Genomic DNA, 24,533 nt, shown 5'->3' on the forward strand with positions numbered 1-24,533 from the left:
GGTGGCGTCCCTCGCCGGCCGCGGCCGCCGGCGCGGTCGCCGTGCTCGTGGTGCTCGCGGTCGCGCTGGCGCTGCGGGCGGGGGCGCTCGACCTGGTCGGCACGTCCGCTGTCCCCGACCGGCCGGCGGTCACCCGGGCCGGGGCCACGGGGGACCCGGCACCGTCGGCCGTGCCGTCGACCGCCCCGGCAGGTAGCGCGCCCGCCGCGGGCGGCGACGTCGTGGTGCACGTCGTCGGCGAGGTCGCCCGGCCCGGGCTGGTGCGGGTGCCGTCCGGCTCGCGGGTGGCCGACGCGGTGCAGCAGGCCGGGGGAGCCGGTCCGCTCGCGGACCTCACCCAGGTGAACCTCGCGCGACCGGTCGTCGACGGCGAGCAGGTCCGGCTGCCGCGGCAGGGCGAGACGGTGGTGGCGCCCGCGGCGCCGGCACCCGGGGCGCCGGCGACGGGCGGCGCGCCCGCCGGTCCGCTCGACCTCAACGCCGCCACCCTCGACCAGCTCGACGGCCTCGACGGCATCGGACCGGTGCTGGCGCAGCGGATCCTCGACTGGCGCACCGAGCACGGCCGGTTCTCCGCCGTCGACGAGCTGGGGGAGGTGGAGGGCATCGGCGACAAGCTGCTCGACCGGCTCCGCGACCAGGTGCGGGTGTGAGCGACCACCCGGCACCGCCGCCCGACCTGCGGCTGGTGCCCGCTGCCGGGGTCGCCTGGGCGGGTGCGGCGGCTGCCGTGGGGATCGACCCGGCGATCACCGGCATCGCCGGTGCGCTCGTCCTGGTCGCGGCCGCCGTGGTCGCGGGACCGGCCCGCGGGCGCTCCCGCTCGCGTCGGGCCACCGCGGTCGCGCTGGCGCTCGTCGTGCTGGGCGTCGTGCTCGCGCAGACGGCGGTGCGGGTGGCGGTCACGACCCACGGCCAGGTCGGCGAGCTCGTCCGGCAGGGCGCGAGCGTCGAGGCGGTGGTCGTCGTGCGCACCGACGCCGTCCGAGTCCGCCCCGACCCCGCCCGCCCGTGGCAGGACGAGGAGCGGTGGGTGGTGCGGGTGCTCGCCCGCGAGGTCGACGGCCGCGGAACGCGAGCGCCGTCCCGGGCGCCGCTGGTGGTGCTCGGCGGCGACGGCTGGGACGACGTGGCGCCTGACGAGACCCTGCGGGTGCGAGGGCGTCTGGCGCCCACCGACCGCGGCGACGCCGCGGTCGGGCTGCTGCTCGTCACCGGCCCGCCGGAGCGGCTCGCGCCGGCCGGCCCGGTCTGGGCCGCCGCGACCCGCGTGCGCGAGGGCCTGCGGACGGCGTGCGCGAGGCTGCCGCCGGACGCGCGCGGGCTGCTGCCCTCGCTCGTGGTCGGCGACACCTCGGGGCTGCCGGCCGACCTCGAGGACGACATGCGCACCACCGGGCTGACCCACCTGGCGGCCGTGAGCGGTGCGAACTTCACGCTGCTGTGCGGGGCCGCGGTGCTGGCCCTGACCGCCGCGGGGGCGCGGCGGCGCACCCGGGTCGCCGTGGCCGTGGCGGTCGCGCTCGGGTTCGTCGTGCTCGCGCGTCCCGAGCCGAGCGTGCTGCGCGCGGCGTGCATGGGGCTGGTCGGGCTCGCCGGGCTCGCGGGGTCGCGCCGCGCTGCCGGGGTCCCGGCGCTGTCGGTCGCGGTGGTCGTGCTCTGCGTGGTCGACCCGTGGTTGTCGCGCTCGGCCGGGTTCGCCCTGTCGGTGCTCGCCACCGGCGGGCTGCTGGTGCTGGCCGGCCCGTGGACACGCGCGCTCGAGCCGAGGGTGCCGCGCTGGCTGGCAGCCGCCCTCGCGGTCCCCCTCGCCGCCCAGGCGGTGTGCGCGCCGGTGACGGTACTGCTCGCGCCGCAGGTCTCGCTCGTGGCGGTGCCGGCCAACGTGCTCGTCGCACCCGCGGTCGCACCCGCGACGGTCGTCGGGGTGCTCGCCGCGGTGGTGGCGCCGGTCTGGCCGCAGGGGGCCGGGTGGCTCGCGTGGGTCGCCGGATGGCCGGTGCGGTGGGTCGCGGCGGTGGCGCGGACGGGTGCCGACGTCCCGCACGCCGCCGTGCCGTGGCCCGCCGGACCGGCGGGCGCCGTCCTGCTGGCGGCCCTCACCGTGGTCGTGCTGGTGGTGGCGACCCTGCTGCTGCGCCGGCCGGTGCGGCGGAGTCGGCTCCGGCTGCACCGCGTGGCCGCCCCGACCGCCGCCGGGGTCGCCGTCGTCGTGCTGGTCCAGGTGGGCGTCGCCGACCCGCTGCTCGGCCACCGGGCACCCGACCGGACGTGGCAGGTGGCCGCCTGCGACGTCGGCCAGGGTCAGGCCGTCGCCGTGCGCACCGGTGAGCGCTCGGCGCTGCTCGTCGACGCCGGTCCGGACGCCGAGCTCGTCGACCGCTGCCTGCGCCGGTTGGACGTCGAGGTGCTCGACCTGGTGGTGCTCACCCACTTCCACGCCGACCACGTCGACGGGCTCGCCGGCGCGGTGCGCGGTCGCGCGGTGGGCGCCGTCGCCGTCAGCCCGCTCGCGCTACCGGTGCGCGGGGTCGAGGCGTCGAAAGCCGCCGCGGCCGGGGCCGGTCTGCGGCTGCACGCCGTCGTCGCCGGGACGCGGTGGGTGCTGGGCCGCGACGTCGAGGTCGAGGTGCTGTGGCCGACGGCCGCGGCCGGCGCCCTGCACGACGACGGCGAGGAGGCCGTCAACGACGCCAGCGTCGTGCTGCACGTGCGCACCGGCGACGGGCTGTCGCTGCTCGCCACCGGCGACCTCGAGCCGCCGGGCCAGCGCGCCCTGCTGGCCGCGCTGGGCGGGCGTCCCGACCTGGTGCCCGTCGACGTCGTCACGGTCGCCCACCACGGGTCCGCCCACCAGCACCCGGCCCTGTACGACCTGGTCGCCGCCCGGGTGGCGCTGGTCAGCGCCGGCAGGGACAACGACTACGGCCACCCGGCGGCCTCCACGCTGGCCGACCTGGCGGCGACGGGGGCGCTCGTGCTGCGCACCGACACCGGCGGCGACCTGCTCGTCGGGGGCGGCGGCGCCTCGACCTGGGCGCGGGCCGGACGCTCGTCGGCGGCGTCCGCACGGGACGGCCCGCCCCGCCCGCCTCGCCCGACCGGACCGTCGGGGCGCCGTGGCAGGCTGTGCCCGTGCCCCCGTCCCGCCGCCGCGCCTCCTCCGGCGGGAGGTCGTGGCGCGAGGCCGCGCCCGCCCCCGTCGTCGTCGTCACGGGCGCCGAGCAGCTGCTGGCCTCGCGCGCGGTCGACCGGGTCGTGCACGCCGTCCGCGCCGCGGCCGCCGAGGGCGAGGCCGGCACCGCGGTCGAGGTCACCGAGCTGTCCGCCGAGGCGTACCAGCCGGGCTCGCTGGCGGTGCTGGCCAGCCCCTCGCTGTTCGAGGAGCCGCGGGTGGTGCTCGTGCGCGGCCTCGCCGAGGCCGACGACGCGCTGCAGCTCGACGTGCTCGCCTACCTCACCGACGTGCAGGACGACGTCGTGCTCGTGCTGCACCACGGCGGGGGGCCGAAGGCCAAGAAGGTGCTCGACACCGCGAAGGCGGCGCCCGGCGCCGTGTGGGTCGACTGCCCCGCGGTGAAGAACGACTCCGACCGGCTCGCGTTCGTCGCGGCCGAGTTCGCCGACCGGCGCCGCACCATCTCGACCCGGGCCGCCCAGCTGCTGGTCGAGGCGTACGGGTCCGACCTGGCCGAGCTGGCGTCCGCCTGCGCCGGCCTGCTCGACGACGTGGCCGGTGCGATCGACGTCGAGCACGTCCGGTCGGTCACCCAGGGGCGGGCCGAGGCCGACGGGTTCGAGGTCGCCGACGCCGTGGTCGCCCGCGACGCCGGCAAGGCCCTGCTGCTGCTGCGCCGGGCGCTCGACACCGGCGCCGACCCGATCCCGCTCGTGGCCGTCATCGCGATGAAGGTGCGCGCCATGGCCAAGGTCGCCGCCGCCGGACGGGGACCCGGTGCGGCCAAGGACCTGGGCATGGCGCCGTGGATGGTCGACCGCGCCCGCCGCGACCTCGCGGCGTGGAACGCGCCCGACCTCGCCGACGCCGTCGTCGCGCTGGCCGAGGCCGACACCGCGCTCAAGGGCGGCGTCATGGTCGGCCAGGTGAGCCGGGGCCGCACCGAGGACCGCGTCTACACGATCGAGCGGCTGGTGCTGCGGCTCACCCGCGGCTGACCGCCGCGACCCTCACCGGGCCAGGACGCGGACGACCCCCGCCACGCGGTGCGTGACGGGGGCCGGCCGGAGGTGCTGGGGGCTCAGAGCGAGCCGGCCACCTTGGCCATCGCCGACTTGCGGTTGGCGGCCTGGTTCTTGTGGATCACGCCCTTGCTGGCGGCCTTGTCGAGGCGGCGCGAGGCCTTCGCGAGCGCAGCGGCCGCGGCCTCCTTGTCGCCGGCCTTGGCGGCCTCGCGGAAGGCGCGGACGGCCGTCTTCAGCTCGGACTTGACCGCCTTGTTGCGCAGGCGCGCCTTCTCGTTGGTCTTGATCCGCTTGATCTGGGACTTGATGTTCGCCACGGGTGGTTCTCTCCACTGGTCTGGCTGCCGGACGCGCCGGCACGGTCGGGTGGGTCGGTGAGGGCTGCGTCACCGGACGCGGGACCCGTGGGGGAGGTCCGCAGCGTGGTGTCGCGGTGGAACTGGCGCCCGCACGACCAGCGGACACGCGTGGTCGAGGGTACCAGCCGGGGCACCGCGGACCCGAATCGGCGGAGCACGCCGGTCAGGTCCAGCCGTGCCGGTCCCGCAGGGCCGCCGCCACCTGCTCGAAGGTGCCGCGGTCCAGGCGTCCGCCCTCGCGCCGGATGCCGTCGGGGTCGAGGCGCAGCACGCGGTCGAGCCGGGCCTCGCTCGGGCGTCCGCGCGAGTCCCAGGCGCCCGTGCCGACGTCGATCCAGTCGCGGCCGTACCGGCGCTGCTGCGCCGCGTCCCGGTCGTGGTCCCTGCTGGTGAGCATGAGCGCCAGGACCCACCGGCCGTCGCGCCCGACGACGAGCGCGGGCCGGTCCTTGCCGCGGGAGTGGTCCTCCTCGAACGGCACCCAGCCCCACACCACCTCGCCCGGGTCGGCGTCGCCGTCGTCGTGCGGGTCGTACTCGACCCGTGCCGTCCCCGTGAAGTCGCCGGGGTAGGCACCGGTCGGCGCGGCGACGGTGCCGGAGGGTGCGCCGGCGCGGCGTCGCGAGGACGCCGGGCGCCGCGTCCCGCCGCCGGCGCGCTCGCGGACGGCGCCACGGGCCGCGGCCAGCAGCGCGTCGCCGACGGCGCGGGCGAGGGTGCGCACCCAGGGCCTGGTCACGCCCGCACCCTAACCAGCCGCCGACGAGCCCCGCCGAGTGTGAACCCGACGCGACGACACGCCGGCGTGTCCTGCGCGAGGCTCACACTCCGCCGGGAGGGCGACCGGCGGACGAGTCAGGCGACGGGGTCAGGCGGACGGTCGGCCGGGCCCTCGCGGCTCGCGCAGGCCGCGGGGGAGGCGCCCGGCGTCGGCCAGGGCCCGCCGGAGCAGGAACTCGAGCTGGCCGTTGACGCTGCGGACGTCGTCGGCCGCCCACCGGGCGAGCGCGGCGTGCACCGCCGGGTCGAGCCGCAGCAGCACGGCCTTGCGCTCGCGACCGGAGGGGGCGGGCTCGTCGTCCTCACCGGGGTCGTCGCGGGCGCCGCGACGCGGCGTCATGAGCGCGGGGTCACGAGTAGAGCGACCCGGTGTTCACGACCGGCGTCGCGCGCGACTCGCCGCACAGGACGACGAGCAGGTTGCTCACCATCGCGGCGCGGCGCTCCTCGTCGAGCTCGACGACCTGGCGCTCGGCCAGCCGCTCGAGCGCCATCTCGACCATGCCGACCGCGCCGTCGACGATGCGGGCGCGGGCGGCGACGACGGCCGCGGCCTGCTGGCGCTGCAGCATCGCCTGGGCGATCTCGGACGCATACGCGAGGTGGCTGATCCGCACCTCGACCACCTCGACGCCGGCGACGGCGGCCCGGGCGGCCACCTCGACGGCCAGCTCGTCGGCCACCACGTCGGTCGACCCGCGCAGCGAGGTGCCCTCGCCGTCGGTGTCGTAGGGGTGGTTGACGGCGACGTGCCGCAGCGCGGCCTCGGCCTGCACCTGGATGAACGCCAGGTAGTTCTCGACGGCGAACACCGACTTGGCGGTGTCGGCGACCTGCCAGACGACGATCGCCGCGACGTCGACCGGGTTGCCGTCGGCGTCGTTGACCTTGAGCCGCGCGGTCTCGAAGTTGTTCACCCGCACCGAGACGTTGCGGCGGGTGGTGAGCGGCGCCAGCAGCACCAGCCCGGTGCGCCGCACGGTGCCGACGTAGCGGCCGAAGAACTGCACCACCCGGGTCTGCCCCGGCTGCACGACCACCAGGCTGGCCAGCACCAGGACGCAGACCACCAGCAGCAGCACGCCCAGGACCGCGGCCAGCGCCGCGCCCGCGTCGGTGCCCTCGGACGAGCCCATCGTCGCCGCCGCCAGACCCAGCCAGCCGAGGACCAGCACCACGACGGCCAGCAACCCCCACCAGCCGCTCACCGACCAGGCGGCGCGCTCCTCGATCTCGACCCGGGTGCCCACGTGGCCCACGGGCGCGGGGCCCTCCTTCGTCGCGGTCGTCCCCTGCGGCCGCTGCACGCCGCTGCCCTGCTGCTCGCTCATGTCGCCCTCCCCGGTTCCGGCGCCCGTCCACCACGGGCACAGCAAAGTGATATCACATTGCTAGCGCGCCGCACCAGGGGCCGGCGTCAGACCCAGCGCCGCCGTTCGCCCAGCCAGTCGAGCAGCAACCGTCCCCAGCGGCGCTGGTGCACGCGCACGACCGCCGGCCCGCCGGGCCAGACCGGGCGGTCGGCGGACTGCAGCATGTACGCGGCCACCAGGGCGAGCCAGGCGTCCACCGCCTCCGGGTCGGCGTCGCGGGTCAGCGACGAGCGCCGCACCCACGCCTCGGCGTCGTGCCCGTCGGGTCGTGCGGTGGCGAGCACCGCCACCCAGTCGGTCCAGCCCGGTCCGGACATCACCCAGTTCCAGTCGACGAGCACGGCGCGGTCACCGTCGACCAGGACGTTGTCGGCGCGCACGTCGCCGTGCCCCGGCACGTCGCCGCGCAGCACGTCCGCGGCCACGTCGACGAGCGCCTGCAGCTCGTCCAGGCGCGAGCGCACCCAGGACGGCTGGCCGGACGTCAGTGGCAGCGACCCGTCGGCGAGCGAGCGGTACGTCGCGGTGAGCCCACCGGCGAGGAAGTGCTCGCCGACCTGCTCCGGCCACCGGTGCGCCAGCGGTCGCAGCGTCTCGCCGACCAGCTCGCAGGCGTCGTGCACGGCGGCGAGGTCGCGGTCGCTCCACGGCTGGGGGATGCGCCCCGGCAGCGCCTCGGTCACGAGCAGCTGCCACGGCTGGTCGTCGGCGACCCCGGCGGGCAGGTGCGCCGCCCCGAGCAGGGCGGGGGCGGGCGCACCCGCCGGCAGCGCCCGCAGCACGTCGGCCTCGGTCGCGTACGCCTCGACGAGGTGCGGGTTCGTCCCCGAGCCGGCCTTGGCGAAGACGCGCCGGCCGTCCGCGAGCCCGACGACGGCGGCGAAGCCGCCGGTGAACCCGCTGCCGGTCGGGGTCCCACCGTCCACGACGGGGGAGCCGGCGGCCTCGCCCACCGCGAGCCGCACCGCCTCGGGGAGCGAGGCCCAGGGCGGGCGCACGCACGTGCGCAGGTAGTCGACCTGCGGCAGGGGCTCCTCGTCGGTCACCGCACCAGGGTCGCCGCCGGGCCACCGGCCCGGCCACCGCGTTCCGCGTGGGACGATGGCCGCAGCCCCGCACGTCCCCGGGTCGTCCGCCACGGTCGTCCGAGCGGACGTCCGCCCGCCCCGAGCACCGAACGAGGTCACGCGCCCGATGTCCCCGCAGGCCCGCACCGCGCTGGTGCCCGCCGCCACGCCGCCGGCGCAGATCCGCAACTTCTGCATCATCGCCCACATCGACCACGGCAAGTCGACGCTGGCCGACCGGATGCTGCAGATCACCGGGGTCGTCGACGCCAGGGCGATGCGCGCGCAGTACCTCGACCGGATGGACATCGAGCGCGAGCGCGGCATCACGATCAAGTCGCAGGCCGTCCGGATGCCGTGGGAGGTCGACGGCACCACGCACGCGCTGAACATGATCGACACCCCGGGCCACGTCGACTTCACCTACGAGGTCTCGCGCTCGCTGGCCGCCTGCGAGGGCGCCGTGCTGCTCGTCGACGCCGCGCAGGGCATCGAGGCGCAGACCCTGGCGAACCTGTACCTCGCGATGGAGAACGACCTCGCGATCGTGCCGGTGCTGAACAAGATCGACCTGCCCGCCGCCCAGCCGGAGAAGTACGCCGACGAGCTCGCCGGCCTGATCGGCTGCGACCCCGAGGACGTGCTGCACACGTCCGGCAAGACCGGCGTCGGCGTGCCCGAGCTGCTCGACCGCATCGTGCAGGAGGTGCCGGCGCCCGTGGGCGACCCGGACGCCCCGGCCCGGGCGATGATCTTCGACTCGGTCTACGACACCTACCGCGGCGTGGTCACCTACGTGCGCGTGGTCGACGGCATGCTGCACCCGCGCGAGCGCATCGCGATGATGTCGACCAAGGCGCACCACGAGCTGCTCGAGATCGGCGTGAGTTCGCCCGAGCCCGAGCCCACCAAGGGCCTCGGCGTCGGCGAGGTCGGCTACCTCATCACCGGCGTCAAGGACGTGCGCCAGTCGCGCGTCGGCGACACCGTCACGAACGCGGCCAAGCCGGCGGCCGAGGACCTCGGCGGCTACCGCGACCCCAAGCCGATGGTGTTCTCCGGGCTGTTCCCGATCGACGGCTCCGACTACCCCGACCTGCGCGAGGCGCTCGACAAGCTCAAGCTCAACGACGCCGCGCTGGTCTACGAGCCGGAGACCTCGCTGGCGCTGGGCTTCGGCTTCCGCTGCGGCTTCCTCGGCCTGCTGCACCTCGAGATCGTCCGCGAGCGGCTCGAGCGCGAGTTCGGCCTCGACCTGATCTCGACCGCGCCGTCCGTGGTCTACGAGGTCACCCTCGACGACGGCACCGAGGTGGTCGTCACGAACCCGTCCGAGTACCCCGACGGCAAGGTGGGCGAGGTGCGCGAGCCGATCGTCCGCGCCACCGTGCTCGCCCCGTCCGAGTTCATCGGCACGATCATGGAGCTGTGCCAGTCGCGGCGCGGCTCGCTGCGGGGCATGGACTACCTGTCCGAGGAGCGCGTGGAGATGCGGTACACGCTGCCGCTCGCCGAGATCGTCTTCGACTTCTTCGACATGCTGAAGTCGCGCACGCGCGGCTACGCCTCGCTCGACTACGAGATGGACGGCGACCAGGTGGCCGACCTGGTGAAGGTCGACATCCTGCTGCAGGGCGAGCAGGTCGACGCCTTCAGCGCGATCGTGCACAAGGACAAGGCCTACTCCTACGGGACGATGATGGCCGGCAAGCTGCGCGAGCTGATCCCGCGGCAGCAGTTCGAGGTGCCCGTCCAGGCGGCGATCGGCTCGCGGGTGATCGCCCGCGAGACCATCCGCGCGATCCGCAAGGACGTGCTCGCCAAGTGCTACGGCGGTGACATCACCCGCAAGCGCAAGCTGCTCGAGAAGCAGAAGGAGGGCAAGAAGCGGATGAAGATGGTCGGCCGGGTCGAGGTGCCCCAGGAGGCCTTCATCGCCGCGCTCTCCTCCGACGACGCGGCGGGCGACAAGAAGAAGTAGTCCGCGCGACCACTAGACTGGGGGCTCGACCTCCCCCGACCGAGAGGCCGGCCCCCTGTGCTCCTGCTCGTCCTCGCCCACGTCGCGGCTGCCCTCGTGGCGCCGGCGCTCGTGCGGTGGCTCGGGCGGTGGTCCTTCCTCCCGCTGGCGCTCGCGCCGCTCGCGGCCACGGTCTGGGCGGTGGCGCAGACCGGCCGCGTGCTCGACGGCGAGACGGTCACCGAGGTGGTGCCGTGGGTCCCCGGGCTCGGGCTCGACCTCGCGCTGCGGCTCGGGACGCTGCAGTGGGTGATGGTGCTGGTGGTCGCCGGCGTCGGCGTCCTGGTGATGGCGTACTGCCCCTGGTACTTCACCGGCGACAAGCCGCTCACCGGGTTCGCCACCAGCTTCACCGCGTTCGTCGGCGCGATGCTCGGCCTCGTCCTGGCCGACGACCTGCTGGTGCTGTTCGTGTTCTGGGAGCTCACCACCATCTTCTCGTTCCTGCTGATCGGCTTCGAGCCGACCAAGCGGGCAGGACGGCTCGCCGCGCTGCAGGCGCTGGTGGTCACCACCCTGGGTGGGCTGGCGATGTTCGTCGGCATGCTGCTGCTCGGGCGCGAGGCCGGCACCTTCCGGGTCAGCGAGGTGCTGGCCGACCCGCCGACCGGCACCGCCACCACCGTCGCCGTCCTCCTGCTCCTGCTCGGCGCGATCAGCAAGTCGGCGCAGTTCCCGTTCCACTTCTGGCTGCCCGGCGCGATGGCCGCGCCCACGCCGGTCAGCGCCTACCTGCACGCGGCGTCGATGGTGAAGGCGGGCATCTACCTGGTGGCGCTGCTCGCGCCGGCCTTCGCGGTCGTGCCCGGGTGGCACCTGGTGCTGCTCACCCTCGGCGCGACCACGATGCTCGTCGGCGGTTGGCGGGCGCTGCGGCAGAACGACATCAAGCTCCTGCTCGCGTACGGCACCGTGAGCCAGCTCGGCTTCCTCATGACGGTCCTGGCGATCGGCAGCCGCACCGCGGCGCTCGCGGGCACCGCAGTGCTGCTCGCGCACGCGCTGTTCAAGGCCACCCTGTTCCTGGTCGTCGGCGTCGTCGACTCCGCCACCGGCACCCGCGACCTGCACAAGCTGTCCGGGCTCGGTCGACGGCTGCCGGTGCTCGCCGTCGCCGCGGCCGCCGCCGGCGCCTCGATGGCGGGCGTCCCCCCGCTGCTGGGCTTCGTCGGCAAGGAGACGGTCTGGTACGGGCTGCTCGAGCTGTCGCGGGGCGAGACCGCGGGCGTGCCCGCCTGGGCGGGCACCGCCGTGCTGGTCGCCCTCGTCGTCGGCTCGTGCCTGACCGCCGCCTACACCGCCCGGTTCCTGTGGGGGACGTTCGCCGTCAAGCCCGGGGTCGCCCCGACCGAGCTGCAGGAGGCGCCCCCGGCGCCGTTCTCGGCCGCGCCCGTCGTCCTCGCGGTGCTCGGCCTGGTGCTCGGCTTCGCCGGCTCGGCCCTGACCACGCTGCTGTCGCCGTACGCCGGGTCGCTGCCGTCCGGCGGGCACGAGGAGTACCTGGCCCTCTGGCACGGGCTCGGCGTCCCGCTGCTGCTGTCGGGGGTCAGCGTCGCGGTCGGCCTGCTGCTGTTCGTCGTCCGCGAACCGCTGTGCCGGTTCCAGGCGCGGGTCGCCGTCCCGGTCACCGCCGAGCAGGCCTACCGGCTCGCGGTGCGCGGCGTCGACCGCGCGGCCGTCGAGGTCACCGGCGCGTTCCAGCGCGGCTCGGTGTCGGTCTACCTCGCGGTCATCCTGACGGTCGTGCTGCTCGCACCCGGCGGCGCGCTGGTCGCGCAGCTGCTCGACGACAGCACGCCGCTGCGCGTCGTGGCCTGGGACCGCGCGGGTCAGCCGCTGGTCGTGCTGGTGGTCGCCGCGGCGGCGATCATGACCGCACGCTCGCGGCGGCGGCTGCGGGCCGTGGTGCTCGCGGGGGTCACCGGCTACGGCTGCGCCCTGCTGTTCCTGCTGCACGGCGCCCCCGACATCGCCCTCACCCAGGTGCTGGTCGAGACGGTCAGCCTGGTGGTGTTCGTGCTCGTGCTGCGGCGGCTGCCCGCCTACTTCACCGACCGGCCGCTGCGGGTCACCCGGTTCTGGCGGATGGGCCTGGCCGCCGGGGTCGGGCTCGCCGTCGCCGGCTTCGTGCTGGTCGCCGGCAGCGCCCGCACGGCGACGCCGATCTCGGCGGTCTTCCCCGAGGCGGCCTACGAGTTCGGGTACGGCCGCAACGTCGTCAACGTGACGCTCGTCGACATCCGCGCCTGGGACACCTTCGGCGAGATCTCCGTGCTGGTGGCCGCGGCCACCGGCGTGGCGAGCCTGATCTTCCTCGACACCCGCGGGTCCGGCATCCGCCGCGTGCACGAGATCCCGTACCCCGAGGGCGTCCAGAAGCAGCCGACGAGCCGCGGCCGGCGGGTCTGGCTGCCCGGACCCCGCACCCTGCGGCCGGACCGTCGCTCGATCGTGTTCGAGGTCGTCACCCGGCTGACCTTCCACACCGTGGTCGTCTTCTCGATCTACCTGCTGCTGGCCGGGCACAACCTGCCCGGCGGCGGCTTCGCGGCCGGCATGGTGATGGGCCTCGCGCTGATGATCCGCTACCTCGCCGGCGGACGGTACGAGCTCGACGAGGCCGCGCCCGTCGACGCCGGCGTGCTGATCGGCACCGGCCTGTTCGTCGCCGCGCTGGCGGGGCTCGGACCCACGGCGTTCGGCGGCCAGGTGCTGCAGACGGCCGACGTGTACGTCGACGTCCCGCTGCTCGGCGAGCTGCACCTGGTCTCGTCCGTCGGCTTCGACATCGGCGTCTACCTGGTCGTGGTCGGTCTGGTGCTCGACCTGCTGCGCACGTTCGGCGCCCGCCTCGACCGGCAGATCCTGCGGGCCGAGCGCGAGGCCGCCGCGCAGGGCGCGGGGGAGGAGGCCTGATGGACGTCAACCTCACGCTCGTCGTGGCCACCGGGGTGCTCGTCGCCTGCGGCGTGTACCTGCTGCTCGAGCGCAGCCTCACCCGCGTCCTGGTCGGGCTGGTCCTGATCGGCAACGGCGTGAACCTGGCCTTCCTGGCCGCGAGCGGCCCGGCGGGCGAGTCCGCGTTCTGGGGCTCGGCCGATCCGCAGGACATGGCCGACCCGCTCCCGCAGGCGCTCGTCCTCACCGCGATCGTCATCACCCTCGGCACGCTGGCGTTCCTGCTCGCGATGGCGCACCGCAGCTGGCAGCTGAACCAGCACGACGACGTGCAGGACGACGTCGAGGACGCCCGCATCCGCCGGCTCGCGCTCGACGACGCGACCTCCGACTCCTACGACCTCAACGACGGCGAGGACGGCGGCGACGACGACGAGCCGGGGGAGGAGGGTCGCCCGTGACCAGCCTCGTCCCGCTCCCGGTGCTGCTGCCGCTGCTCGGCACCGGCGCCACCCTGATGCTGTTCCGCCACCCGCGCGCGCAGCGGGCGGTCAGCGTCGTGGTGCTCGTGGCCGTCGTCGTGGTCGCCGCGATGCTGCTCGTGGCCGCCGACCGCGAGGGCCCGCAGGTGGTCTGGCTCGGCGGCTGGGACGAGCTCGGCATCTCGCTGGTCGCCGACCGGCTCGCCGCCCTGATGCTGCTGGTGTCGGCGGTCGTCACCCTCGCCGTGCTCCTCTACTCCGTCGGGCAGGGCGTCTCGGACGAGCAGGACGAGGCGCCGGTCTCCATCTACCACCCGACGTTCCTCACCCTGGTCGCCGGCGTCTCCAACGCGTTCCTCGCCGGCGACCTGTTCAACCTGTTCGTCAGCTTCGAGATGCTGCTGTTCGCGAGCTACGTGCTGCTCACCCTCGGGGGGACCGCCGCGCGGGTGCGGGCCGGCACGATCTACGTGGTCGTGAACGTGGTGTCGTCGATGCTGTTCCTGGTCGCGCTCGCCACCGTCTACGCCGCGGTCGGCACGCTGAACATGGCGCAGGTGGCCGAGCGGGTGGCCGACCTGCCGCCGTCGACCGCGCTGGTGCTGCAGCTGCTGCTGCTCGTGGTGTTCGCGATCAAGGCCGCCGTGTTCCCGCTGTCGCTGTGGCTGCCCGACAGCTACCCGACCGCGCCGGCGCCGGTGACGGCGGTGTTCGCGGGCCTGCTCACCAAGGTCGGCGTCTACGCGATCATCCGGCTGCAGACGCTGGTGTTCCCCGACAGCCCGCTCACCGACCTGCTGCTGTGGGCCGCGCTGCTGACGATGCTCATCGGGATCCTGGGCGCGATCGCGCAGTCGGACATCAAGCGCATGCTCTCGTTCACGCTGGTCAGCCACATCGGCTACATGGTGTTCGGCATCGGCCTGGCGACCGAGGCGGGCGTCTCGGGTGCCGTCTTCTACGTGGCGCACCACATCACCATCCAGACCGCGCTGTTCCTCGTCGTCGGGCTGATCGAGCGCCGGGGCGGCAGCACCTCGCTGCTGCGGCTCGGCGGGCTGGCCAGGCTCGCGCCCCTGCTCGGTCTGCTGTTCTTCGTGCCCGCGATGAACCTCGCCGGCATCCCGCCGATGTCGGGGTTCCTCGGCAAGGTGGGCCTGCTGCAGGCGGGCCTCGCGGACGGCTCGCCGCTGGCCCTCCTGCTCGTGGCCGGCGGCACGGTGACCAGCCTGCTCACCCTCTACGCCGTCGCGAAGACCTGGGCGCTGGCGTTCTGGCGCTCGCCCGAGCAGGCGCACGAGATGGCCGAGCTGGTGTCGGACGAGGACCCGCACGGGTCCGGCGAGCACGCCGCCGCGAGCCACCACCACGGCCACGTCCACGTGCAGGTCGGTGCCCTGTCGTTCGGCGCCAGCGAGGTCGAGGACGCCCGCCGGGTCGCCGACTCCGACGCCCCCGACCGCGACCTGCACCAGCTGCTCGAGGACGGCGCCCTGCCGACCCGCCTGCCCGCGCTGATGGTGGCGCCCGCCGCCGGCCTGGTGCTGGTGTCGCTGGCCATCACGCTGGTCGCCGGGCCGCTCGTCGGCTACACCGAGCGCGCCGCCCACGACCTGCTCGAGCGCACGCCGTACCTGGAGGCCGTCGACGCGAGGTGGTCGCCGTGAGGTGGGTCCCGTGAGCCCGTACACCCGCGTGACCCGCCGCGGTCAGGTGAAGCCCCGCCGCTACCAGGCGGTGCAGCTGCCGATGGTCGCGTGGCTGACCGCGGTGAGCTGGGTGCTGTGGGGCACCTACACCCCGCTGTCGCTGGTGGGCGGGCTGGTCGTGGCCGTCGGGGTGTGCGTGGTGCTGCCGCTGCCGCCGCTGCGCCTGGGCGTGCGCATCCGCCCGGTCGGCCTCGTCGTGCTCGTGTCGAGGTTCCTGCTCGACGTGCTCGTCGCGAGCGTGCAGGTCGCCCGCATCACGCTGGCGCCCCCGCGACCGCTGCGCAACGCGCTGGTCGGGGTGCGGCTGACCAGCGAGTCCGACATCGTCCTGACGGCCGTCGCCGAGATGGTGTCGCTGGTGCCCGGCACCGTCGTGGTCGAGGCGCACCGGGCGAGCCACACGCTGTACCTGCACGCCATCGACGCCCCCGACGAGGAGGCCGTGGTCGCGGTGCGCGAGCGGGTGCTCAGGCAGGAGCGGCGGCTGCTGCGCGCGGTCCGCACCCGCGAGCACCCGCGCGACGCCGCCGCGGACGCCGCCTCCGCCGCCGAGGCCTCGGACGGGAGGACCCCGTGACCGTCCTGGTCGGCACCGCCGCCGCGGTGCTCGCGGTCGCCGCGTTCCTGGTGCTCGCCCGGATGACGCTGGGGCCGACGATGCTCGACCGCGCCCTGTCCTTCGACGTGCTCATCGCCGTGGCGATCTGCGCCGTCGCGGTCGACGCGGCACTGCGCCGCACCGCCGAGAACCTGCCGCTGGTGCTCGTCGCGACCCTCCTCGGGTTCGTCGGGTCGGTCGCCATCGCCCGGTTCACCCCGGGCAGCGACGACGTCGAGGACGAGGAGGGCGAGGCCCTGTGAACGCCGTCCTCGACCTGGTGGGAGGCGCGCTCATCCTGCTCGGCGCGCTGCTGTCGCTGGTGGCGGCCGTGGGCCTGCTGCGCTTCCCCGACCTGCTCACGCGCATGCACTCCGCGTCCAAGCCGCAGGTGCTGGGGCTGATGCTCGTCGCCCTCGGGCTCGCGTGCGTGCTGCGCGACCTGTCGGCGAGCCTGCTGCTGCTGCTCACCGTCGTGGCGCAGATGGTGACCGCCCCGGTGTCGGGCCACATGCTCGGACGGGCGTCGTACCGCGCGGGCCAGGTGCGCACCGACCTGCTGGTGTCGGACGACCTGTCCGAGCACCTCGCGGGCGACGACGAGCACCGCGGCGCCCCGTAGGAGTTCGCAGGAACCTCCCCGCTGCGGGTGCTCGCCCCCCTAGGCTTGTCCGACCTCGGCGGACGGCCGAGGCCGACGAGGAGGTCGCCCCCGATGACCACGGCCGAGAGCCCCGCCCCCGCCGCCCCCGTGGGTGACCCGCGCTGCACGGCGCCGGCCCACGAGGCGGAGGCGCTGCGCCAGGCGCTGGCCGACGCACCCGCGTCGCTGGCCGCGATGTTCCTGGAGCGCGTCCAGCGCAGCGGGTCGTCCGAGGCGTTCCGCCGCCGCAACGTCAAGAAGGAGTGGGAGTCCTTCACCTGGACCCAGACCTCCGCGGCGGTCACCGAGATCGCGGCCGGGCTCATCTCGCTCGGCGTCCAGCCCGAGGACCGCGTCGCGATCGCGTCGAACACCCGGCTGGAGTGGATCCTGTCCGACCTCGGCGTGCTCTGCGCCGGTGCGGCCACCACCACGGTGTACCCGACGACCAGCACCGAGGACGTCCACCACATCCTCGGCGACTCCCAGTCCAAGGTCGTCATCGCCGAGGACACCTCGCAGCTGGCCAAGATCAACGCCTGCTGGGACGACCTGCCCGACCTGACCCACGTCGTGCTCATCCAGTCCGGCAGCCTGATCGCCGCGGGCACCGACGAGCGCGTCATCACCCTCGACACGCTGCGTCGCCAGGGCCGCCAGGCGATGGCCGCCAACCCGTCGATGGTCACCGACCGGGTCGCCGCCACCACCGGCGACCACCTCGCGACGCTCATGTACACCTCGGGCACCACCGGACGCCCGAAGGGCGTGCGGCTGACGCACGCGAACTGGGTCTACGAGGGCCTGGCGATCGAGGCCACCGACGTGCTCCGCGAGGACGACCTGCAGTACCTGTGGCTGCCGCTGTCGCACTCGTTCGGCAAGGTGCTGCTCACCGTCCAGCTGCGCATCGGGTTCGCCAGCGCCGTCGACGGCGACGTGACCGCCCTGGTCGAGAACCTCGCGATCATCAAGCCGACCTTCATGGCCGGTGCCCCGCGCATCTTCGAGAAGGTGTTCGCGAAGGTGACGGCCGGCGCGCACGCCGAGGGCGGCGCGAAGAAGGCGATCTTCAACCGCGCGATGGCCACCGGCCGCAAGGTCTCGCGGCTGCGCCTGCAGGGCAAGGAGCCGAGCGGCCTGCTCGCCACCGAGTACAAGTTCGCCGACAAGCTCGTCTACGCCAAGCTGCGCGAGCGCTTCGGCGGCCGCATCCGCTACTTCATCTCCGGCTCGGCCGCGCTGTCCAAGGACATCGGCGAGTGGTTCCACGCCGCGGGCATCACGGTGCTCGAGGGCTACGGCCTCACCGAGACCTCGGCCGGCACGTTCATCAACCGGCCGAGCACGCTGCAGTTCGGCACCGTCGGCCCGCCGTTCGCCGGCACCGCGGTCAAGCTCGACACCGACGGCGAGGTGCTGCTCAAGGGCCCCGGCGTCATGGACGGCTACCACAACCTGCCCGAGGACACCGCCGAGTGCTTCACCGCCGACGGCTGGTTCCGCACCGGCGACATCGGCGAGTTCACCGGTGACGGCCTGCTGCGCATCACCGACCGCAAGAAGGACCTGATCAAGACCTCGGGCGGCAAGTTCGTCGCGCCGCAGACGATCGAGTCGATGTTCAAGGCGACCTGCCCCTACGTCAGCAACATCGTCGTGCACGGCGAGGGCCGCAAGTTCGTCTCGGCCCTCATCACCCTCGACCCCGAGGCCGCGCAGGCCTGGGCGGCGCAGGTGCCCGAGCTCGGCGAGGGCAGGAGCTACGAGCAGATCGTCGGCTCGCCGGTAGCGCGCGAGATGGTGCAGGAGTACGTCGACCAGGTGAACGCCCGGCTCGGGCGCTGGGAGACGATCAAGCGCTTCGAGATCCTCAAGGCCGACCTGACCGTCGAGTCCGGCGACCTGACGCCGTCGATGAAGGTCAAGCGCCGCGTCGTCGAGGACAAGAACCGCGCCCTACTCGACTCGTTCTACAAGGAGTGACCGGGACGCAGCGGGTGACCGGGCGGCTGCTGGCCGTCTGCCGGGTGCACAGCCTGCACCTCGACCCGGGCGTGGTCGGGGTGACGGCGATCGACAAGCGTCCGCTCGACGAGCCGGTCGCGGTGCGCCGGCTCGGGCTGTACGGCGACGTCATCGCCGACCGCGAGCACCACGGCGGCCCGGACAAGGCGGTGTACGCGTACGCGCAGGAGTCCGCCGACCGCTGGGCCGGCGACCTCGGCGAGGACGTCCCGCCGGGGCGGTTCGGCGAGAACCTGCGCACCGCGGGGCTCGACGTCGACGGTGCCGAGGTCGGCGAGCGCTGGCAGGTCGGTGCCGAGGGCACCGGCCCGCTGCTCGAGGTGACGATGCCGCGCATCCCGTGCCAGACGTTCGGGCGCTGGCTCGGGCAGGAGCGCTGGGTGCGGCGGTTCACCGAGGGCGGGCTGCCCGGCGCCTACCTGCGGGTGGTGCGGCCCGGGCGGCTGGCGGCCGGTGACGCCGTCGACGTCGTGCACCGTCCCGGTCACGGGGTGAGCGTGGCGCGCTGGTTCACCGACCCCACGCCGGCCGACGCGCGCACCCTGGTCGAGGCCGACGAGGCGGGCGGCGTCGAGCTCGCCCCGGCGCTGCGGGCCTACGTCGACCGCGCCCTGACCCGCGCCTGACCTCGCGTCTGTCCGTTCACCACGTTCGGTTGGCGGCCTGCCACTCCACGTGGCGTGCACGCCACGTGGAGTGGCCGCTCACCAACTGAACGTGGTGAGCGGACGAGGTCAGAGGTAGCGCAGCGGGTCGAACTCGTCGATCGGGATGATCCGGACGCGCGGCAGCGGCGTGTTGAAGGCGGCGACGTCGCGCTCGAGGTCGAACACGTCGAGGCCCTCGGACGTCAGCCCGGCGAAGCCGGCGTTCATGAACTCGCGGAAGGCGAGCACGCCGACCCGGCGCTCGGTGCCGAGCAGCGCCTGCACCTGCGGCAGGAAGTCGCCGTCGTGGCTGGCGAGCAGGATGTCGCCGTCGCGGTCGGCCAGCGCCTCGAGCGTGCGCTGGATGCCGATGTCGACCACCTTCTGCCCGGGCGAGCCGGACAGCGGGATCGGCGTGTAGCTCATCGCGAGCAGCGCCTGCACGAACGACATCGGCAGCGTCTCGGAGTGGGCCGCCAGGAAGAACAGGCCCTTCACCGGCTGGCCGTAGCGGGTCTCGGCGAACTGGGCGACGCGCTCCCAGCGCGGCCGCTCGTCCGGGTTCGGGCGCCGCTGCAGCACGCTCGCACCCAGCGTCGCGTCGATGTTCTCGCCGTCGATCAGCAGGTACGTGTGCCGCCCGCCGGGCTGCTCGCTCATGCGCGTCACCCTAGTGGGGCCCGTCCGGACCGGTGGGAGACGATGGGACGTGCCCTCCGCCCTGCCCGACGGCGAACCCGTCCCGGACGACGGCGCCCTCCCGGCGTCCGCGGCCGAGGGCGCCGCCGACCGCGCGCTCGGGCTGTACCTGCACGTGCCGTTCTGCGCCACGCGCTGCGGCTACTGCGACTTCAACACCTACACCGCCCTCGAGCTCGGCCCGCCCGAGCTGCCGGGTGCCTCGGCCGCCGGGTTCGCGGCCACCGCCGCCGACGAGGTGCGGCTGGCCGCGCAGGTGCTCGAGCGGGCCGGGCTGCCCGCCCGCCCGGTCGCCACGGTCTTCGTCGGGGGCGGGACGCCGACGCTGCTGCCCTCGTCCGACCTGGTGGGGCTGCTCGACGTGACCCGCGCCGAGCTCGGGCTGGACGCCGGTGCCGAGGTGACCACCGAGGCGAACCCCGACTCCGTGACGCCGGACTCGCTCGCCGAGCTCGCCGCGGGTGGCTTCACCCGGGTCTCGTTCGGCGTGCAGTCGGTGGTGCCGTCGGTGCTGCGGACGCTGGACCGCACCCACGACCCCGAGCGGGTGCCGCAGGTGGTGGCGTGGGCCCGCGAGGCCGGCCTGCAGGTCAGCGTCGACCTCATCTACGGCACACCGGGGGAGACCGACGACGACTGGGCGCGCAGCCTGGCCGTGGCGACGGCGCTGGCCCCGGACCACGTCTCGGCCTACGCCCTGGTCGTCGAGGACGGCACCGCCCTGGCCGCCGCGGTGCGCCGCGGCCGCGTCGCCGCACCGGACCCCGACGTGCTCGCGACCCGCTACGAGCTGGCCGACGACGCGCTCTCCGCGGGCGGCCTGTCCTGGTACGAGGTGAGCAACTGGGCGCGTCGGGACGACGCCCGCTGCCGGCACAACCTCGGCTACTGGCGCGGGGACGACTGGTGGGGCGTCGGCCCCGGGGCGCACAGCCACGTCGGGGGAGTGCGGTGGTGGAACGTCAAGCACCCGGCGGCCTACGCGGGCCGCCTCGCCGCGGGGCGCTCGCCCGCGGCCGCGCGCGAGGTGCTCGACGCCGAGGCCCGCGAGGTCGAGGCCGTGCTGCTCGGCTCGCGCCTGCGCGAGGGGCTCGTCCGGGCGCTGCTGCCGGCGGCCCGCGCCGGCGAGGTGCCGTCGCTGCGCGCGGAGGGCCTGCTCGCCCCGGACGGGTGCGCAGACGGCTCGGCCGCGCCGGGTCGGCTGGTGCTGACCCGGCGCGGCCGGTTGCTCGCGGACCTGGTGGTCCGTCGTCTGCTGGGCTGGTGAGGTCAGCCGATCATGCGGATGTTGAACGGGTACCGGTAGTTCTCGCCGCGGTTGGCCGCGATGCCCGCCATGATCGCGAACACCAGGTGCACGACGTAGACGGCGAGCACCAGGATCGAGCCGAAGCCGAAGGTGATGAGCGCGAGGATCCACGTCACGACGTAGGCGATGATCAGCGTGATCTGGAAGTTCAGCGACTCGGCCGACTGCGTCTTCACGAACTGGCTGCGGTCCTTGTACATCAGGTACGTGACCAGCGGCGCGATCCAGCCGAGCAGGATCGTCCCGATGTGCGCGAGCATCGCCCAGGTGCGCTCGTCGGACGGGCTCATCGGGCCGCCGGCGCCGGGGCCGGGCGCGTAGCCGGGCTGCTGCCCGTAGCCCTGCTGCGGCTGCTGGCCGTACCCCTGCTGCGGCGGCTGCTGGCCGTAGGCCTGCTGCGGCTGCTGGCCGTAGCCCGGGGCGCCGCCCTGCGGCTGGCCGTAGGCCGGGGGAGCGCCCTGGGCGCCCGGGGGCGGGCCGGCGGGCTGCTGCGGCTTGTCGAACTGGGGCTGCTGCGGGGGCTGGTCGGTCATGGTTCCTCCGGTCGGGTGCTGCTGGGTCGGCGTGCGCCGTGGCGTCCCGGTTCCCCCCGGGGCTGGCGCACAGGCTACTGCTCGGTCGCGGGGGCGGTGACGAAGTCGATCAGCTCCTCCACACGGGACAGGAGCGCCGGGTCGAGGTCTGCGTACGTGCGGACGGTGCCGAGGATGCGCTTCCACCCGCGCGCCACGTCGGCCTGGTCGGCGTGCGGCCAGCCGAGGGCGTCCAGAGTGCCCTTCTTCCAGTCGGTCCCGCGCGGCACCACCGGCCAGCGCTCGAGGCCGAGCCGCTCGGGCCGCACCGCCTGCCAGACGTCGACGAACGGGTGGCCCACGACCAGGACGTGGGCCCGCCCGGGCGTGTCGGCCAGCGCCTGCTGCACGATGCGCGTCTCCTTCGAGCCCGCGACGAGGTGGTCGACCAGCACACCGACCCGCCGCCCCGGCGAGGGCGCGAAGTCGCGCAGCACCGCACCGAGGTCGTCGACGCCGTCGAGGGGCTCGACGACGACGCCCTCGACCCGCAGGTCGTCGCCCCACACCTGCTCGACCAGCTCGGCGTCGTGGCGTCCCTCGACCCAGATCCGCGACCCGCGCGCCACCCGGGCGCGCTGCCCGTGCACGGCGACCGAGCCGCTGGCGGTGCGGGTCGGACGGGCCGGGGCCGCCGGGCCGGTGGGGGCGACCAGCACGACCGGGCTGCCCTCGAGCAGGAAGCCGGCGCCGAGCGGGAAGGTGCGCCGGCGCCCGTGCCGGTCCTCGAGCGCCACGACGTGCATCCCGCCGCTGCGCTCGACCTGCACCACGGCGCCGCACCAGCCCGTCTCGGCGTCCTCGACCACCAGGCCGCGCGCGGCCTCGTGCTGCGGTGCGGCCTCGCGCCGGAAGGGCTGGGCGAGCACGTCGCTGCCGTAGCGGTCGTCGGGGCTCACCTCCCGCACGCTACCGGCGGAGGTCGTAGACTTGGCACTCCGACACCCCGAGTGCCAGACGCCGGGTGCCACACGTCCAGGACGGAGGCCGCATGAGCGAGGAACGCAAGCTGTCCGTGCTGCGGGCGATCGTCGAGGACTACGTCGAGACCCGCGAGCCGGTGGGGTCCAAGGCGCTGGTCGAGCGCCACGCCCTGGGCGTCTCGTCGGCGACGATCCGCAACGACATGGCCGCGCTGGAGGAGGAGGGGCTCATCGCCCAGCCGCACACCAGCGCCGGGCGCGTGCCCACCGACGCCGGCTACCGGCTGTTCGTCGACCGGCTCTCGCAGGTGAAGCCGCTGTCGCAGGCCGAGAAGCGGGCGATCAGCACCCTGCTCACCGACGCCGTCGACCTCGACGACGTGCTCGACCGCACGGTGCGGGCGCTGTCGACGCTGACCCGCCAGGTCGCGGTCGTGCAGTACCCCTCGCTGAGCCGCGCCAGCGTCCGGCACGTCGAGCTCGTCCCGCTGGCGCCCGGGCGCCTGCTGGTCGTGCTCATCACCGACTCCGGCCGGGTCGAGCAGCGCACGGTCGAGGTCGACCCGCAGGTCACCGACGAGCTGGTCGGCGAGCTGCGCGCCCGGCTCAACGCCGGCCTGGCCGGCAGGCCGCTCGCCGAGGTCGCGGTGCTGCTGCCGACCACCGCCGAGGCGTTCCGTCCCGAGGACCGCGACCTGGTGGCCTCGGTCGTCACCGCGCTGATGGACGCGCTGTCGTCCCAGCGCGAGGACCGCGTCGTGCTGGCCGGCACCGCGCACCTGGCGCGCTCGCCGCTGGACTTCAGCCAGTCGATCGGCCCCGTTCTCGAGGCGATCGAGGAGCAGGTGGTGCTGCTGCGCCTGCTCGGCGAGATGGCCGACGACCCCGCGAGCGGGGTCTCGGTGCGCATCGGCCACGAGATCCACCACCAGGGGCTGATCGAGACGTCCCTGGTCTCCAGCGGGTACGGCAGCGGAACACAGGTGGCACGCCTGGGCGTTCTCGGTCCGACCCGGATGGACTACCCGACCACGATGGCCGCCGTGCGCGCCGTCGCCCGCTACGTGTCCCGCATCATCGGAGGCTGATCCTCGACCGTGAGCGACCACTACGAGGTCCTCGGCGTCTCCCGCGACGCCACCCAGGAGGAGATCAAGAAGGCGTACCGCCGGCTCGCCCGCAAGCTGCACCCGGACGTGAACCCGGGTCCGGAGGCGGCCGAGCAGTTCAAGGACGTCTCGCGCGCCTACGACGTGCTGTCGAACCCCGAGAAGCGGCAGACCTACGACATCGGCGGCGACCCGAACGGCTCGGGCGGCGGCTTCGGCCCGGGCTTCGGTTTCAGCGACATCTTCGAGACCTTCTTCAACCAGGGGCAGTCGCGCGGCCCGGTGCCGCGCAGCCGTCCCGGCCAGCCGGCGCAGATCCGGCTCGACATCGACCTGCGCGAGGCCGTGTTCGGCTCCGAGCGCGAGATCAGCGTCGACACCGCGGTCGTGTGCGGCGTCTGCCAGGGCTCGTGCTGCCAGCCCGGCACCCACCCGTCGGCCTGCACCACCTGCGGCGGGCGCGGGCAGGTGCAGCGCGTCGCGCGGTCGTTCCTCGGCCAGGTCATGACGACCACGCCGTGCCCCACCTGCGGCGGCTACGGCACCGTCATCCCCTCGCCGTGCCTGGAGTGCTCCGGCGACGGCCGCGTCCGCACCCGCCGCACCCTGACGATCAAGGTGCCGCCGGGCGTCGGCACGGGCACCCGCATCCAGCTCGCGGGCCAGGGCGAGGTCGGCCCCGGCGGCGGCCCGGCCGGCGACCTGTACGTCGAGATCCGCGAGATGCGGCACGAGCTGTTCCACCGCGAGGGCGACGACCTGCACTGCACCGTCTCGGTCCCGATGACGGCGGCCGCGCTCGGCACCACGCTCGAGATCGAGACGCTCGACGGGCCGGAGAAGGTCGACCTCGCGCCCGGCACCCAGTCGGGCACCGTGCACCGGCTGCCCAGCTACGGCGTCACCGGCCTGCGCAGCGGCTCGCGCGGCGACCTGCACGTGCACGTCGACGTCACGACGCCCACGAAGCTCGACGAGCGGCAGGAGGAGCTGCTGCGCGAGCTGGCCTCCCTGCGCGGCGAGACGCGTCCGTCCGGGCGGCTCGCCAGCACCCACGGCGGCGGCGTGTTCGGCAAGCTGAAGGACCGGTTCGCCGGCCGCTGAGCACCCCCGG

Annotated in this window: 22 protein-coding genes and 1 pseudogene; 15 read left to right on the plus strand and 8 right to left on the minus strand. The window is 74.7% G+C overall.

The genetic code is table 11. The features are described from left to right. From ACYVKY_RS06005 to holA, 3 genes and pseudogenes are all read left to right on the plus strand, one after another. Positions 1-653 (plus strand): helix-hairpin-helix domain-containing protein (locus ACYVKY_RS06005; RefSeq protein WP_460434065.1); only part of this gene is annotated, 653 nt, incomplete at its 5' end. A gap of 686 nt (positions 654-1,339) precedes the next feature. Further along, positions 1,340-2,836: pseudogene (locus ACYVKY_RS06010) on the plus strand (ComEC/Rec2 family competence protein); the annotation flags it as partial. Between the two features lie 422 nt (positions 2,837-3,258). Beyond that, positions 3,259-4,176: a DNA polymerase III subunit delta gene (gene holA / locus ACYVKY_RS06015; protein WP_460434066.1), complete on the plus strand. Its 918-nt coding sequence runs from the start codon at positions 3,259-3,261 to the stop codon at positions 4,174-4,176. Positions 4,177-4,259: 83 nt separating this feature from the next. Here holA and rpsT read toward each other — a convergent pair whose 3' ends face one another. The 5 genes from rpsT to ACYVKY_RS06040 form a co-directional block, all read right to left on the minus strand. Further along, complete coding sequence (gene rpsT / locus ACYVKY_RS06020; RefSeq protein WP_460434067.1) at positions 4,260-4,520, minus strand: 30S ribosomal protein S20; 261 nt, start codon at positions 4,518-4,520, stop codon at positions 4,260-4,262. Between the two features lie 205 nt (positions 4,521-4,725). Then, positions 4,726-5,301 (minus strand): type II toxin-antitoxin system PemK/MazF family toxin, encoded by a 576-nt coding sequence (locus tag ACYVKY_RS06025; RefSeq protein WP_460434068.1) that lies wholly within the window; start codon positions 5,299-5,301, stop codon positions 4,726-4,728. Between the two features lie 129 nt (positions 5,302-5,430). Next, positions 5,431-5,682: a type II toxin-antitoxin system antitoxin gene (locus tag ACYVKY_RS06030; protein ID WP_460434069.1), complete on the minus strand. Its 252-nt coding sequence runs from the start codon at positions 5,680-5,682 to the stop codon at positions 5,431-5,433. Positions 5,683-5,692: 10 nt separating this feature from the next. After that, positions 5,693-6,673, minus strand: a complete 981-nt coding sequence (locus tag ACYVKY_RS06035) for an SPFH domain-containing protein (protein WP_460434070.1) — start codon at positions 6,671-6,673, stop codon at positions 5,693-5,695. A gap of 86 nt (positions 6,674-6,759) precedes the next feature. Next, on the minus strand, positions 6,760-7,761 hold the full coding sequence (locus ACYVKY_RS06040) for a phosphotransferase family protein (protein WP_460434071.1): 1,002 nt from the start codon (positions 7,759-7,761) through the stop codon (positions 6,760-6,762). Positions 7,762-7,909: 148 nt separating this feature from the next. On the opposite strand from ACYVKY_RS06040, the gene lepA reads away from it, so the two are divergent. The 9 genes from lepA (at position 7,910) to ACYVKY_RS06085 (ending at position 18,786) form a co-directional block, all read left to right on the plus strand. Beyond that, positions 7,910-9,763 (plus strand): elongation factor 4, encoded by a 1,854-nt coding sequence (lepA, locus tag ACYVKY_RS06045; protein WP_460434072.1) that lies wholly within the window; start codon positions 7,910-7,912, stop codon positions 9,761-9,763. Positions 9,764-9,820: 57 nt separating this feature from the next. Further along, entirely contained in the window at positions 9,821-12,718 is a 2,898-nt protein-coding gene (locus tag ACYVKY_RS06050; protein WP_460434073.1) for a Na+/H+ antiporter subunit A, read from the plus strand. Next, positions 12,718-13,161 (plus strand): NADH-ubiquinone oxidoreductase chain 4L, encoded by a 444-nt coding sequence (locus ACYVKY_RS06055; protein WP_460434074.1) that lies wholly within the window; start codon positions 12,718-12,720, stop codon positions 13,159-13,161. Before ACYVKY_RS06050 ends, ACYVKY_RS06055 begins: the two co-directional genes overlap by 1 nt. After that, positions 13,158-14,849, plus strand: a complete 1,692-nt coding sequence (locus tag ACYVKY_RS06060; RefSeq protein ID WP_460434075.1) for a monovalent cation/H+ antiporter subunit D — start codon at positions 13,158-13,160, stop codon at positions 14,847-14,849. The genes ACYVKY_RS06055 and ACYVKY_RS06060 overlap by 4 nt, the downstream gene beginning before the upstream one ends. A 10-nt stretch (positions 14,850-14,859) precedes the next feature. Next, a complete protein-coding gene (locus ACYVKY_RS06065) occupies positions 14,860-15,468 on the plus strand; it encodes a Na+/H+ antiporter subunit E (protein WP_460434076.1) in 609 nt (202 codons plus the stop codon). Next, positions 15,465-15,752, plus strand: a complete 288-nt coding sequence (locus ACYVKY_RS06070; RefSeq protein WP_460434077.1) for a monovalent cation/H+ antiporter complex subunit F — start codon at positions 15,465-15,467, stop codon at positions 15,750-15,752. The genes ACYVKY_RS06065 and ACYVKY_RS06070 overlap by 4 nt, the downstream gene beginning before the upstream one ends. After that, positions 15,749-16,111 (plus strand): cation:proton antiporter, encoded by a 363-nt coding sequence (gene mnhG, locus ACYVKY_RS06075; RefSeq protein ID WP_460434078.1) that lies wholly within the window; start codon positions 15,749-15,751, stop codon positions 16,109-16,111. Before ACYVKY_RS06070 ends, mnhG begins: the two co-directional genes overlap by 4 nt. A 93-nt stretch (positions 16,112-16,204) precedes the next feature. Continuing rightward, complete coding sequence (locus tag ACYVKY_RS06080) at positions 16,205-18,118, plus strand: AMP-dependent synthetase/ligase (RefSeq protein ID WP_460434079.1); 1,914 nt, start codon at positions 16,205-16,207, stop codon at positions 18,116-18,118. Continuing rightward, on the plus strand, positions 18,115-18,786 hold the full coding sequence (locus tag ACYVKY_RS06085) for an MOSC domain-containing protein (protein ID WP_460434080.1): 672 nt from the start codon (positions 18,115-18,117) through the stop codon (positions 18,784-18,786). Before ACYVKY_RS06080 ends, ACYVKY_RS06085 begins: the two co-directional genes overlap by 4 nt. Positions 18,787-18,894: 108 nt before the next feature. Here the strand turns inward: ACYVKY_RS06085 and ACYVKY_RS06090 are convergent, their stop codons facing one another. After that, positions 18,895-19,467 carry an NYN domain-containing protein gene (locus tag ACYVKY_RS06090; RefSeq protein WP_460434081.1) on the minus strand — a complete coding sequence of 191 codons (573 nt, stop codon included), beginning with the start codon at positions 19,465-19,467 and terminating at the stop codon, positions 18,895-18,897. Between the two features lie 49 nt (positions 19,468-19,516). Between ACYVKY_RS06090 and hemW the strand changes: the two genes are divergently transcribed. Beyond that, complete coding sequence (gene hemW, locus ACYVKY_RS06095) at positions 19,517-20,773, plus strand: radical SAM family heme chaperone HemW (RefSeq protein WP_460434082.1); 1,257 nt, start codon at positions 19,517-19,519, stop codon at positions 20,771-20,773. 2 nt (positions 20,774-20,775) lie between these two features. On the opposite strand, the gene ACYVKY_RS06100 is transcribed toward hemW, so the two are convergent. Both ACYVKY_RS06100 and ACYVKY_RS06105 read right to left on the minus strand, forming a co-directional pair. Further along, on the minus strand, positions 20,776-21,348 hold the full coding sequence (locus ACYVKY_RS06100) for a DUF4870 domain-containing protein (RefSeq protein WP_460434083.1): 573 nt from the start codon (positions 21,346-21,348) through the stop codon (positions 20,776-20,778). Positions 21,349-21,422: 74 nt separating this feature from the next. After that, positions 21,423-22,286 carry a DUF3097 domain-containing protein gene (locus ACYVKY_RS06105; protein ID WP_460434084.1) on the minus strand — a complete coding sequence of 288 codons (864 nt, stop codon included), beginning with the start codon at positions 22,284-22,286 and terminating at the stop codon, positions 21,423-21,425. 92 nt (positions 22,287-22,378) lie between these two features. On the opposite strand from ACYVKY_RS06105, the gene hrcA reads away from it, so the two are divergent. Beyond that, positions 22,379-23,398, plus strand: a complete 1,020-nt coding sequence (gene hrcA, locus ACYVKY_RS06110) for an HrcA family transcriptional regulator (RefSeq protein ID WP_460434085.1) — start codon at positions 22,379-22,381, stop codon at positions 23,396-23,398. 9 nt (positions 23,399-23,407) lie between these two features. Further along, the gene (dnaJ, locus tag ACYVKY_RS06115; RefSeq protein ID WP_460434086.1) at positions 23,408-24,523 is read left to right on the plus strand and encodes a molecular chaperone DnaJ; all 1,116 of its coding nucleotides are present in this window, start codon (positions 23,408-23,410) and stop codon (positions 24,521-24,523) included. The last annotated feature ends 10 nt before the right edge of the window (positions 24,524-24,533 follow it).

The sequence above is a fragment of the Angustibacter speluncae genome (assembly GCF_054777815.1).